Origin of the sequence: Flavobacterium sp., assembly GCF_021151785.1 — a bacterium.
Lineage (GTDB): Bacteria > Bacteroidota > Bacteroidia > Flavobacteriales > Flavobacteriaceae > Flavobacterium.
Map to the genome: position 1 here is coordinate 14618 of NZ_JAGKWP010000022.1, position 13533 is coordinate 28150.

The 13533-nt window shown below is 31.6% G+C and carries 13 protein-coding genes and 1 pseudogene; 6 read left to right on the top strand and 8 right to left on the bottom strand.

Translation table 11 applies throughout. The features are described 5' to 3' along the window. Positions 1–49: 49 nt before the first annotated feature. Positions 50–1561 (top strand): GH3 auxin-responsive promoter family protein, encoded by a 1512-nt coding sequence (locus QZ824_RS03825; RefSeq protein ID WP_291274707.1) that lies wholly within the window; start codon positions 50–52, stop codon positions 1559–1561. 75 nt (positions 1562–1636) lie between these two features. On the opposite strand, the gene clpX is transcribed toward QZ824_RS03825, so the two are convergent. The 8 genes from clpX to QZ824_RS03865 form a co-directional block, all read right to left on the bottom strand. Next, on the bottom strand, positions 1637–2869 hold the full coding sequence (gene clpX / locus QZ824_RS03830) for an ATP-dependent Clp protease ATP-binding subunit ClpX (RefSeq protein WP_291274708.1): 1233 nt from the start codon (positions 2867–2869) through the stop codon (positions 1637–1639). Positions 2870–2928: 59 nt separating this feature from the next. Next, positions 2929–3612: an ATP-dependent Clp endopeptidase proteolytic subunit ClpP gene (gene clpP / locus QZ824_RS03835; RefSeq protein WP_291274709.1), complete on the bottom strand. Its 684-nt coding sequence runs from the start codon at positions 3610–3612 to the stop codon at positions 2929–2931. 87 nt (positions 3613–3699) lie between these two features. Further along, positions 3700–5028: a trigger factor gene (gene tig, locus QZ824_RS03840; protein WP_291274710.1), complete on the bottom strand. Its 1329-nt coding sequence runs from the start codon at positions 5026–5028 to the stop codon at positions 3700–3702. Positions 5029–5134: 106 nt separating this feature from the next. Continuing rightward, positions 5135–5473 carry a phage holin family protein gene (locus tag QZ824_RS03845; protein ID WP_291274711.1) on the bottom strand — a complete coding sequence of 113 codons (339 nt, stop codon included), beginning with the start codon at positions 5471–5473 and terminating at the stop codon, positions 5135–5137. 75 nt (positions 5474–5548) lie between these two features. Then, positions 5549–7159: a G-D-S-L family lipolytic protein gene (locus QZ824_RS03850; RefSeq protein ID WP_291274712.1), complete on the bottom strand. Its 1611-nt coding sequence runs from the start codon at positions 7157–7159 to the stop codon at positions 5549–5551. Between the two features lie 16 nt (positions 7160–7175). Beyond that, positions 7176–8438 carry an outer membrane protein transport protein gene (locus tag QZ824_RS03855; RefSeq protein ID WP_291274713.1) on the bottom strand — a complete coding sequence of 421 codons (1263 nt, stop codon included), beginning with the start codon at positions 8436–8438 and terminating at the stop codon, positions 7176–7178. A 106-nt stretch (positions 8439–8544) separates the two neighbouring features. Beyond that, positions 8545–9309 (bottom strand): alpha/beta fold hydrolase, encoded by a 765-nt coding sequence (locus QZ824_RS03860; RefSeq protein WP_291274714.1) that lies wholly within the window; start codon positions 9307–9309, stop codon positions 8545–8547. A 1-nt stretch (position 9310) separates the two neighbouring features. After that, positions 9311–10024, bottom strand: a complete 714-nt coding sequence (locus tag QZ824_RS03865) for a pyridoxine 5'-phosphate synthase (RefSeq protein ID WP_291274715.1) — start codon at positions 10022–10024, stop codon at positions 9311–9313. 91 nt (positions 10025–10115) lie between these two features. On the opposite strand from QZ824_RS03865, the gene QZ824_RS03870 reads away from it, so the two are divergent. The 5 genes and pseudogenes from QZ824_RS03870 to QZ824_RS03890 form a co-directional block, all read left to right on the top strand. Further along, positions 10116–10775, top strand: a complete 660-nt coding sequence (locus tag QZ824_RS03870; RefSeq protein WP_291274716.1) for a CBS domain-containing protein — start codon at positions 10116–10118, stop codon at positions 10773–10775. Between the two features lie 22 nt (positions 10776–10797). Further along, entirely contained in the window at positions 10798–11682 is an 885-nt protein-coding gene (locus QZ824_RS03875) for an NAD kinase (RefSeq protein WP_291274717.1), read from the top strand. A 108-nt stretch (positions 11683–11790) separates the two neighbouring features. Next, positions 11791–12474: a DUF6089 family protein gene (locus QZ824_RS03880; RefSeq protein ID WP_291274718.1), complete on the top strand. Its 684-nt coding sequence runs from the start codon at positions 11791–11793 to the stop codon at positions 12472–12474. Between the two features lies 1 nt (position 12475). Then, the gene (locus tag QZ824_RS03885; protein ID WP_291274719.1) at positions 12476–13216 is read left to right on the top strand and encodes an isoprenyl transferase; all 741 of its coding nucleotides are present in this window, start codon (positions 12476–12478) and stop codon (positions 13214–13216) included. Between the two features lie 5 nt (positions 13217–13221). Continuing rightward, a pseudogene (locus tag QZ824_RS03890) lies at positions 13222–13533 on the top strand (outer membrane protein assembly factor BamA); the annotation flags it as partial.

The following is a 13533-nucleotide window of genomic DNA, read 5'->3' on the forward strand; positions in this document are numbered from 1 at the left end:
TGATTGAATTTTTATTATTTTTGGTAAAGATAAAAAGAAGGTTTCACTTATGCCATTACCAATTATAAATTCTATCGCCTCATGGATTTTAAAAAAGAGAATTCATCAAATTGAGTTATTTTTAAAATATCCTCATGAAGTTCAGGAAGAATTGTTATTTGGTTTATTAAAACAAGCAGAGCAAACCGTACTTGGCAAGAAATATGATTTTTCAAGCATTAAGAATTACAAAACTTTTAGTGAAAGAATTCCTGTTTCATCCTACGAAGAATTAGAACCTTATATTGAACAAACCAGACAAGGAGCACAAAACGTTTTTTGGAACACCAATATTAAATATTTTGCTAAATCTAGTGGTACAACTAATGCAAAGAGCAAATTCATTCCTGTTAGTAACGAAGCATTAGAAAACAATCATTATAAAGCTAGTAAAGATTTATTAGCCTTATATTTAAACAATAATGAAGATTCACAATTATTTGTTGGCAAAAGCCTTCGGTTGGGAGGTAGCAAACAATTATATGAAAATAACAATACTTTTTTTGGAGATTTGTCGGCCATTTTGATTGACAATATGCCTATTTGGGCAGAATTCAGTTCTACACCAAGTAATAAAGTTTCTCTTATGAGTGACTGGGAAACCAAACTACCTGCTATTATCAAAGAAAGTATACAAGAAAACGTAACTAGTTTAGCCGGAGTACCTAGCTGGATGATGGTACTCTTAAATCATGCTTTGGCAACCACTGGAAAAAATAACTTACTTGAAATTTGGCCCAATGCCGAAGTTTATTTTCATGGCGGCGTAAGTTTTGATCCATACAAAGAACAATATAAGAAGCTATTTCCAAAAGAAACTTTCAAATATTATGAAATTTACAATGCGTCTGAAGGCTTTTTCGCTTTACAAGATCTGAACCATTCTAATGAATTACTTTTGATGCTAGATTATGGTATTTTTTATGAATTTATTCCTATGGATACTTTTGGAAAAATAGAACAAAAAACCATTCCATTAAGTGAAGTAGAATTGAATAAAAATTATGCTTTAATTATCACCACTAATTCTGGTTTATGGCGTTATATGATTGGAGACACCGTTCGATTCACCTCTATTAATCCGTATCGAATTAGAGTAACCGGCAGAACAAAGCACCATATTAATGTTTTTGGTGAAGAATTAATGGTTGAAAACACAGATGTAGCCATAGCTAAAACCTGTGAAATACTAAATTGTGAAGTAATTGATTATACTGTTGCCCCTATTTTTATGACAGAAAAGTCAAAAGGAGCACACGAATGGATAATAGAATTCAAAAAACAACCTGTTGATCTTGAAAAATTTAGTCAAACTCTTGACAAAATGCTTCAAGAATTAAATTCTGACTATGAAGCTAAACGCTATAATAACATGACTTTAAATCCACTTGTAATTAACATAGCTCGAGAACATCTTTTCTATGATTGGCTTAAGGCAAATGACAAATTGGGAGGACAACACAAAGTACCAAGACTTTCAAACGAGAGAACCTATCTTGAAAGCTTGTTAGCCATGAAATAAGACTTAATAAAAACGCCCTTTAATTAGTAAAAAGGGCGTTTTTATGTTTTATATGGTTATGAATAAATACAGAAATTAAGAGGCTATTTCAAGACGCTTCAACAAATTTTTTGTCAATGCTAATGCTGCAAATTCTTTAGAAACATGAAGTTCTTTTTCACTTGAACTTGGCAATTCAAACATCGCATCGGTTAAAATAGCTTCACACAATGAACGTAATCCTCTTGCTCCTAATTTATACTCCAATGCTTTATCAACTATAAAGTCTAGAGCTTCATTATCAATTGAAAAATCTACCCCATCCATTTCAAACAATTTTTGATATTGCTTAATTAAAGCATTTTTGGGCTCAGTTAAAATAGCTCTTAAGGTTTGAGCGTCTAATGGATCCATATGAGATAGAACTGGCATTCTTCCTATAATTTCAGGAATTAAACCAAACTCTTTTACATCCTTAGGAATAATATATTGCAATAAGTTTTGTTTATCAATCTGGTCCACATTATTAGCCGAGCTGAATCCAATTGCTTGTTGATTCAAACGCTTAGAAATAATGCGCTCAATACCATCAAAAGCTCCTCCTGCAATAAATAAAATATTTTGAGTATTTACTTCAACAAATTTCTGATCAGGATGTTTTCTACCTCCTTTTGGCGGTACATTTACTACAGAACCTTCTAATAATTTCAATAAAGCTTGCTGAACACCTTCACCTGAAACATCTCTTGTGATCGAAGGATTATCACTTTTTCGTGCTATTTTATCGATTTCATCGATAAACACAATACCTCGTTCAGCTTTTGCAACATCATAATCAGCTGCTTGTAACAATCTGGTTAATATACTTTCTACATCTTCTCCCACATAACCCGCTTCAGTCAAAACAGTTGCATCTACAATTGCTAATGGAACATTCAACATTTTAGCAATAGTTTTAGCAACCAATGTTTTTCCAGTTCCTGTTTGACCAACAACCAAGATGTTACTTTTTTCTATTTCCACCTCATCGTTTTGAACCGACTGTAATAAACGCTTATAGTGATTATATACGGCTACGCTAAGCACTTTTTTAGTTTGCTCTTGCCCAATAACATATTCATCTAAAAAAGCCTTTATTTCTTTTGGCTTTCTAAGAACTAAATCATTAAAAGCTTCTGATCGATTAGTTTGCTTTAACTCTTCTAAAACGATGCCGTGTGCTTGTTCAATACAACGATCACATATATGAGAATTAATTCCTGCAATTAAAAGATTGGTTTCTGGTTTTTTTCTACCACAAAATGAACACTCTACTATTTCTTTTGCCATTTTTTTAACATAAAAGTTAGAACATAAACTAGGTTTATTATACTAACTTTTCATTTATATTATCTAGTTAATACTTCATCTATCATTCCATACTCTTTTGCCTCTGAAGCAATCATCCAGTAATCTCTATCACTGTCATGATGAACTTTTTCCATTGATTGTCCTGAATGTTTTGAAATGATTTCATATAATTCTGTTTTCAATTTCAAAATTTCTCTTGTTGTAATTTCAATATCAGAGGCTTGCCCTTGTGCACCCCCCAAAGGTTGATGAATCATAACTCTACTATGAGGCAAGGCACTTCTTTTTCCGTCTGCACCAGCACACAATAAAACGGCTCCCATTGAAGCGGCCATACCAGTACATATTGTTGCAACATCTGGTTTAATGAACTGCATGGTATCATAAATTCCTAATCCTGCATACACACCTCCTCCAGGTGAATTAATATAGATTTGAATATCTTTTGAATCATCTACACTAGCTAAAAACAACAATTGCGCTTGTACTATATTGGCTATTTGATCGTCGATACCTGTTCCAAGAAAAATAATTCGGTCCATCATCAATCTTGAGAAAACATCTAATTGAGAAACATTTAATTGACGTTCTTCCATGATATAAGGTGTCATCCCGATTGGCTGTCCTATTGGTGTAATCTTGCTTACAATCTTATCATAATAAATACTATTCACTCCATGGTGTTTCGTAGCATACTTTTTAAATTCTTTTCCGAAATTCATATTTTCTTGATAACTAGATGATTATACATTTAAACAAAAAGCGCCAAACCAAAAAGATTTGACGCTCAAATATACTAAAAAATATAATTAGTTTTCACCATACATAGCTTTGATAAAATCTTGATAGTTTACTTCTTTTACTTTAGCTTTCACTTTGTCTTTGAATAAACTTAACATTTTTTGACTCATCACTTGGTCTGAAACTCGTTTGATTTCATCTTGATTTGATAATACTCTTGCTACAATTCCATCTACTTCTTCGTCCGAAGGATTTAATTGTCCAAATTGAGCCATTTGTCTTTTGATTAAACCAGAAGTAAAATCTTTTAATTCTTCAAACTGAATTTGTAAATCATTTTCAGCAATTACCTTGTTTTCAATTAATTGATAACGCAATCCTTTTTCTGATTTTGCGTATTCCTCTTCAGCTTGCTCTGGAGTTAAAGGTGTTTCTCCAACAGTTTGAATCCATCTTTTCAAGAATTCGGCTGGTAAATCAAACTTTGTAGACTCGATTAAGAAATCAGTTACGTCATTTAAGAATTTTTGATCAGCTTGTTGTGCAAATTGCGCTTCAGCGTCTTCCTTAATTTTTGCTTTTAAATCTTCTACAGAAGTTACTGCACCTTCACCAAATAATTTATCAAATAATTCTTGATTTAACTCCGCTTTTTCAACAGCATCAATTCCTTCAATCGTAAATTGAACCTCAACATCTAATCCGTGAACATCATCATGATTTACTTTTAAGTAATCCATTAATTTATGATCATCATCAAACAAGCCTTTTGTTTTAAAAGTAACTACATCACCAATCTTTTTACCCACTAAAGCCTTTGCTGCTTTTTTATCTTTGAAGATATCGCTAGTTACAACTGTTGTATTGTTTATTCCTTTTTCTTCATTAACAAAAGTTCCTTTAACTTCATTCCCTTCTGCTACAACCTCTTGAGGTATTAATTTACCGTATTGTTTTTGAATACGCTCCACTTGCTCATCCAATAAAGCTTCATCAGCAATAATTTTATAGTCAATGATTGAATTTTTTGCAGATAAATCTACTTTAAAGTCAGGAGCTAAACCTAATTCAAATTCAAAAGTTAATTCTTCTGCATCCCAAGAAAAATCCTCAGTTACTTTAGGCAATGGATTTCCTAGTATATCTAGTTTTTCTTCTACTAAATAGTTATTTAAAGACTCTTGTAAAAGTTTGTTTACTTCATCTGCCATTACTGCTTTCTCATATTGTTTTTTGATCAAGCTCATTGGCACAGCACCTTTTCTAAATCCAGGAATAGAAGCATTTTTTTTATAATCTGCTAATACTTTTTCTACTTTTTCTGTATAGTCTTCTTTAGCAACTGCAACTTTAACGATGGCATTTAACGCATCTACCTGTTCTCTTGTAATATTCATTTTTTCTTATTTTTTGTACTATAAAATTCGGGTTGCAAAATTATACATTTTTTAGAACCCAAACAAGTTTTTAATCTATTGAATTTCAATCTAATAAATTTTAGACTTAATCGACAAATATTTTATTTAAAACGGACTGACTCATAGACAGAATGATACTGAACAAAAAGGCAGTAAAAAAGGAAGGGACACTAAATCCATCCACAAAATAATCTGTCGCCAACACCATAATAGTATTGATAATTAACAAAAATAGGCCTAGAGTAAAAAAAGTGACTGGAATAGTCAACATAACTAAAATAGGCTTTATAAACGTATTCAACAAAGACAAAACCACAGCTGTAACTATAGCAGAGGCAAAGTCATCTACACGAATACCTAAAAAATGAGAAATCACGATTATCAAAATCGTTGAAATAAGTAATTTAATTAAAAGATTTTTCATGCTTTATATTTTTTCGGTGGTAAATATAAACAAAAAAGGCGCCTATTTAAGGCGCCTTAACTATTTTTTATGTTACTAGTTTACCGGAACGATATTAATTCCTGGATAATTAGAAGCGTTTTTCAAAGGTAAATTTGCTTTAAATTCTCTATTGATTACTTTAATTATTTCATTAGCGATTACAGCATAACCTCTAGCGTTTGGATGCACTCCGTCAAGTGAGAATAACACAGCACCTTCATTAGCTGAACCACTAAAATAATTTGCTGTATAGAAAGAACCATTTTCTGTTCTCAATCCAGTCACTAAATGATTCATAATTGCGTTCATATCAGCAACAGCAATAACGGTATGACCTGCATTAGTATTTATTGTCGTTGCTAATCCCGTAATAATATTATTATAAGCAGTAGTAGCTGATGCAACTTTTGCTTGCTCATTAGCTGTAAGAACCCATTTGTTTGCCATTGGATAAGAAACACCATTAATATTAACAGGTGAAGGTGCTGAAGTATTAGTTGAACCAATAACAGAAGAAGCAGGTAAGACAATTAAATCAGCGGAAGTTGCTTGACGTGCTTTACCAAAAATTGCCCCGAAAGCTGTAGCAGTTGGCGCTCCCAAAGTTGGTGTTAAAGCAGCAGTAATTTGCGCACTTCTATCAACAGCATCTACATCTGTAATTAAAATTGGATTTGCAGAAGTTGATGACAATGGATTAATACGATTAGGCTCACCATAAGCCGTAAAAATAGCATCTAACGGACCATATAATTGAGTATTTAACGCGTTAATATTCGTAGAGCCTCCTAAAGCTGATGGGGTTAGAGGAGCATAAGGAACTGTTGTAAAATAAGGAATTGAAGTTACACTTGGGATAGTACAAACTACACCTTTTATTACGGTATTACTTCCATTATTTGTTAGAGTATTCAATATTGTGGAATATGCATTAGCAAAAACATTACTATTGGTAATATCATTTCCTCCATAGGTTGATGGATTCAAATTACCAGTAATATTATGATCTGCCGCTGCGGTATTTCCATTACTAGTAGCCCCTCCATTAGTAGCATAAGCCAAAACATCATTAGCACCAATCCAATTAGTGAAGAAAGTTGGATTCTTAGTCATTGCATCTTGCAAAACAGTAGCAGAAGGAGTTGTAGCATGTCTAACAAAATAAGGGTTAGCTTGTCCTATAGACACTCCAGCTAAATTTCCATAACCTGAAGCTAATAAATGAAAAGATTTTGCTCCTGGAACCCCCATATTGTTGAATGCTTTAGCTTGCAAATTAGACACTTCGATTGTAGAAGCACCTGCAATTGTCTCTGGCCTCCCTTGAGAAGCATCAATAACTAATCGGGTATTTCCAATCGGATTTCCTCCTAACATTAATCCTCCTAAATTATTAACATCATCCGCGTATGAAGGTTGAGTAAACTCACCTCCTCCTACTAATGCAAATTGTTGTGCTAACAAATTAGGATAAGAATTTACTTGGCTTCCTCTGGAAACCGTTCCATCCATATAACCTGCAGTTAGTGAATTTCCTAATGCTACATAAGAGGAAAAATTCGCTTCACCCGCCGTATAATTTGCATCAACTGCATTTTCAAATTCTGGTTCACAGCTAGCAAAACCAATTGCTAAAGCTGATAATAAAATATATTTATTTTTCATTTTTGTCAGTTTAAAATTAGAATCCATAAGTTATACCAATACCTGGAGAAAACACAGATGATTTATAAGTACCACCAAAAGTTGTATATCCTGTAGTAGTAGTTGGATCATCATAATAATCATAAGAGTTATTAGTCTCATTGAAATGTAGATAAAGGAACGAAAAATCAATACCTAATTTGTCATTAATTTGATAAGTCAAACCACCAGTGTAACCATTTGAATCATTTCTTGGCGTTTCAGGAGCAAAGTATCCATTTTGTACAGGGCTCTCGTCAAAATACCATCCTCCTCTAACTGTGAATTTATTTGATGCTTTGTATTGTGCTCCAAAACGATAGGTATTTGAGTTTTTATAATTTCTCAAATTCTCAGATAAAACTGGGGTTGGACTTTGATTAAATATAGTAATATCTAAGGCTTTATATATACTCCATTTGGTATGATTGAAATCAAAAGCAAATAACCATTTGTCATTTGGTCTATAAGATAAACCAGCAGTAATTTCAGCAGGAAGTGGTAAATCAGCATTAAAAGTACCGTTAGATAATGCTGGATTTAAAGGTGCAATAGCATTTCCTTCATAATTATAAGTTGCATTACCACCTCTAGCTTTCATAGTAATTTCTGAACGATAATCAAATCCTAAAGTAATTTCTTTCATAGGTTTAAACATAAAACCTACATTATATCCCCAAGCTGTAATTCCTTTAGCTTCAAGATTTACATTTGTATCTCCTAATAATGGATTAGGCGTTACATTTCTATTAAACGTCACAGATCCATTAGCATAAATAGGTCCTCCACCCACACTAAATACATCTCCAATTTTAAATGAAACCGTTGGTTGAACAAAAATTGCCTTCAAATCAATATTGTTTACTAAGTGAGCTCCTTGCCAACCTTTATCCCACTCTACTGCAGAACCGTAAGGTGTATAAACAGCTAAACCAACAGAAACCCAATCTTTCAACTTGTATGTTGCATAAACACTGAACGGAGTTCCTAAGTTGTCGGTCGCAGCTTGCCAATTATAAGTAGAATTTTGAAATCTAGTTTTTGCAACTAACGCGTTAGCTCCAACAGACAAGTTAAATTTCTTATCTAAAAAAGACATCCCAGCAGGGTTAAAAAAGGCCACCTCTGCACTATTAACAACAGCTACCCCGGTATGCCCCATAGCTAATTGTTTTTGACCCTGAATACTAACTCTATATCCACCCGCGAACATAGAAGCAGAAACTAAAGTCAATAATGATAAAGAAAATAATTTTCTCATAATTTGAATAATGTTAGTTTATTTTTTTGTTTCTATAAACATCAAAATTAACACAAATTATGAATATTACAATTTTTTTAACAAAAATATTATGCGTTCATAATAATTAGTTTAAAAAATTCTCAACTTCACAAAAAAAGTCTTTAGCATTTTCAGCATGCAACCAATGTCCTGCGCTTGAAATAGTTACAATTTTAGCCTTTGGAAAATGAAAATATATAGTTTCAAAATCAGCATCTAATATATATTCCGAGTATTCTCCTCTTAAAAACAATACCTCTCCTTGAAACGTATGATTAATTGGTAATGCCGCTCCAATTTCTCCAATTTTTTCATTAAAAACAGCAAGATTAAATCGAAAAGCCAATTGTCCTGGCTCCTTCCAATATAAATTTTTTAATAAAAACTGTCGTGTCCCAAAATCATGAATAAAGGTAGATAAAATTGTTTCCACTTCATTTCTAGTTGGTTTCAAAGAAAAATCAACAGCATTTAATGCCTTCAATATAGTTTGATGATGAGGCGGATAATATTTAGGACCAATATCAGCAATTATTAATCTTTCAATCATATCAGGGTAGGTCGTGGCAAATAGCATGGCAATTTTACCTCCCATAGAATGACCTAATAAGACGATATTGTTTAGTTGATGATATTCTAAATATTCTTTTACATCTTGAACCATGACTTCATAATTAAATGCATTATCATGAAAACTTTTGCCATGATTTCGCATATCTAAACTATGCACTTGATAACCGAGTTCAACAAACTGTTGACTTAACGTTTTCCAGTTATCAGACATTCCTAAAAACCCATGGATAATTAAAAAAGGCTGTCCCTCTCCTTCAATTCTAGAATGAACTAACATATTATTTCAATTTTTGCAAATACATATTCACTACATTTTCCAAGCCTAAATACAAAGACTCACAAATCAAAGCATGTCCAATAGACACTTCTAATAATCCTGGAATATTTTCCTTAAAAAATCGAATATTATCTAAACTTAAATCATGACCTGCATTAATACCTAAATCTAACTCATTAGCTCTAATTGCTGCTTGAACATAAGGCTCAATACCCTTTAAATTTCCTAGACCAAATTCATGCGCAAAACTTTCAGTATACAATTCAATTCGGTCTGTACCCGTCTCCTTTGCACCTTCTATCATAGCCACATTAGGATCAACAAATATAGAAGTTCTAATACCGTGACTTTTAAAAATACCAATCACTTCTTTTAAGTAATCTTTATGTTTAACCGTATTCCATCCTGCATTTGAAGTTAAAGCACCAATAGCATCCGGAACTAAGGTCACTTGCGTTGGATTACAAGCCAATACTAAATCTATAAAATTATGTTGTGGATTTCCTTCTATATTATATTCTGTGTAAACCACATTTTTTAAATCTCTTGCATCTTGATATCGGATATGTCTTTCATCAGGCCTTGGATGAACAGTAACTCCATGAGCACCAAATTTTTGAACATCTCTAGCTACTTGTAATACACTAGGCACATTACCTCCTCTTGAATTTCTTAGAGTAGCAATTTTATTGATATTTACGGATAATTTAGTCATAACAATTTATTATTTTTACAAAAATAGAAAACAAACCAACACATTTCCTTATTTTTTAGTTATTTTGCATAAGCATTGAAAAAGTAAAAAAATGACCGAAATTAAAGACTTCATTAACAACCAAGTAGAACCACTTCAATCTAACGACTTCATTGTAGATGTTCAAAATATTTTTTTAGATTTTGAGTACACGCATTTTCCAATAATTGAAAATGATGTTTTTATTGGCTCAATTGGACGAGATGAAGCAGAAATGTATACTAGTACAGATTCCATCAATGAACACAAATATGGATTACATCGTTTTTTTGTAAGAGAAAAAATGAATTGGTTTGATGTTTTTGAAGAATTTTCAAAGAACCACACAAATATCCTACCCATTTTAGATGAAAAAAATCAATACCTAGGTTTTTATGAACTAGATGACGTGTTGCATTTTTTAAACGAAACCACTTTTATAAAAGAAAATGGAGGAATAATTGTAATTGAAAAAAACACGAATGATTTTACTTTTAGTCAAATTACTCAAATCATAGAAAGTAATGATGCAAAAATTTTAGGATTATTTATTTCTTATTCAGATAGTGAAACTACTCAAATTACGGTTAAAACAACTTTGAATAACTTTAATGAAATCATTCAAACGTTTAGAAGATACAATTACACCATCTTATCAGAACACCAAGAAGATTCTTACTTAAACAGTTTAAAAGAGCGTTCAGATTATTTAGATAAATATTTAAGCATTTAAGTCTTATTGAAATTACAATCTTATGAAAATAGCTATTTTCGGACAATATTATCAAAACAACACACATCAAATTGTTGAAAAAGTCATCGATTTCTTGACTAAAAAATCAGATGTAATTTTAATATACGACCCATTTTTAAAAAAGTTGCTTGAAAATGGATTTGCAAATCCATGCATCAAAACATTCTCGAACCATGAGGATTTGAAAGATAATTTTGATTTTTTAATAAGTATTGGTGGAGACGGAACAATACTAAGAGCGGCCACTTTTGTTCGAGATTCCAACCTCCCAATAATTGGTATAAACGCAGGAAGATTAGGTTTTTTAGCTACAATACAAGAAGAAAATATTGCTTTTTTTCTAGAAAAAATTCACACCAAAGAATATAATATTTCAAAACGTGCACTAGTAAATATTAAAGCTACTCCAAAAAATGATGATATTACTAAAATTGATTTTGCGCTCAATGAAATTACCGTATCCAGAAAAGACACTACGTCAATGATTACCATCGAGACTTACATCAACGATGAATATCTGAACGCATATTGGGCAGATGGATTAATCATTTCTACTCCTACAGGTTCTACTGGTTATTCATTAAGTTGCGGTGGACCAGTATTAATGCCTACCGCAAATTGCTTTACCATCACTCCAATCGCCCCACACACTTTAACTGCTAGACCATTAGTTATTCCCGATGATGTAGAAATTAAACTAAGAGTAACAGGTAGAGAAGAACAATATCTTGTTTCTATGGATTCTAGAATAACTTCGGTTTCAAACGAAACTCTTTTATCAATAAAAAAAGCTCCCTTTTACATTCACATAGTTGAATTTAAAGAAGAACGCTTTTTAAAAACCATTAGAAAGAAACTGCTTTGGGGAGAAGATAAACGCAATTAACATAACATTTATATACTTTCTTCGTTATTTATACATCTTACAACTAAAAATAACTGGTTTAGGATGGTTAGTATTTCAATATTATTATATTTGCAAACTATTAAAAAAATGAAGAAACTATTTTTATACATAATTGTTTTGTTTTCTGTTATTAATTCTCATGCTCAAATTCATGAAATTGGTATTTTTACTGGAGGCATCAATTACATAGGTGATGTTGGTCCTACTGACTATATTGCTCCTAGTAAATTCGCTTTTGGTGCAATATATAAATGGAATAAAAGCAAAAGACATTCTTACAGATTTTCCTATTTTCAGGGAAAAATAGAGTCTAATGATTTAGAGAGTCAAGCACCTAACAGAAAACTAAGAGGATTTAAAATTGAAAACTCAGTTAAAGAGTTTTCAGCTGGATTAGAGTTTAATTTTTTAAACTTTGACCTTCATGAATCGGATTTTGCCTTTTCTCCTTATGTTTACACTGGAATATCGACTTTTATTTACAATGAAACCTATGTTTTAAATAAAGAAAGTAAGAAAGATTATCAAAGTTACTCATTGGCGATTCCAATGACAGTGGGTGTAAAAGCTAAAATTGCCCAACAATGGGTTTTAGGAATGGAAATAGGGGCTAGATATACATTTACTGATAATTTAGATGGCAGTAATCCTAAAAATAAAAATTTCGAAACCTTAAAATTTGGAAATTTAAATAGTAAAGATTGGTATGTATTTAGTGGTATTACACTAACATATACTTTTGGTAAAAATCCATGTTTTTGTGCCGATTAAAATGAATTTAGAAAACGAAATAAATAAAGACAAATTACCTAAACACCTTGCTATCATCATGGATGGTAATGGAAGATGGGCTAAACAACAAGGAAAGTTAAGAGCTTTTGGTCATGAAAACGGAACTAAGTCTGTGAGAACAACCGTTGAAGCTTGTGCTAAATTAGGTATTGAATATTTGACCCTGTATGCTTTTTCGACCGAAAATTGGAACCGACCAAAATTGGAAGTTGAAATTTTAATGAAGTTATTAATCAGTTCATTAAAAAAAGAATTAAAAACACTCCAAGACAACAACATTAAACTTCATGCAATTGGTAATCTTAATTCACTTCCTACTGGTGTAAAAAAAGAATTACTTGAAGTAATTGACAAAACTAAAAATAATTCTAAAATGACTTTAACACTAGCATTAAGCTATGGTTCTAGAGATGAAATCATAAATGCTGTTAAAAACATTTCAGAAAAAGTTAAAAATAATATAATTTCAATTGATACTATTGATGAATCAATTATTAATCAGCATCTTTACACGCAAAACATACCTGATGTTGACTTAGTTATAAGAACAAGTGGAGAACATAGAATTAGTAATTTCTTACTTTGGCAAATTGCTTATGCGGAATTTTATTTCACAGAAGTACTTTGGCCTGATTTTAAAGAAGAAGAACTAATCAAAGCCATCATTAGTTATCAAAACAGAGAGAGAAGATTTGGTAAAACCAGCGAACAAATTAAATAATAAACATGTTTAAAAGAAAATTAGTATTTTTATTTGCCTTTATATTGTTAGGTGGATTGTTTCAATCAAAGGCACAAGAAACACAATTAGAAAAAGGAAAAGAATATACTTTAGCAGGCATTGAAGTTACTGGAAAGGTATCTTACAATGAACAAACAGTAATTACATTTACTGAACTACAAGTTGGTAGTAAAATTAGAATTCCTGGAAGTGAAATTAGTGAAGCTGTTAAAAAATTATGGAAGCTTGGTTTATTCAATGATGTTAATTTTTACGTTAAAAAAATTGAAGGTGACAATATATTTCTTGAATTAAAT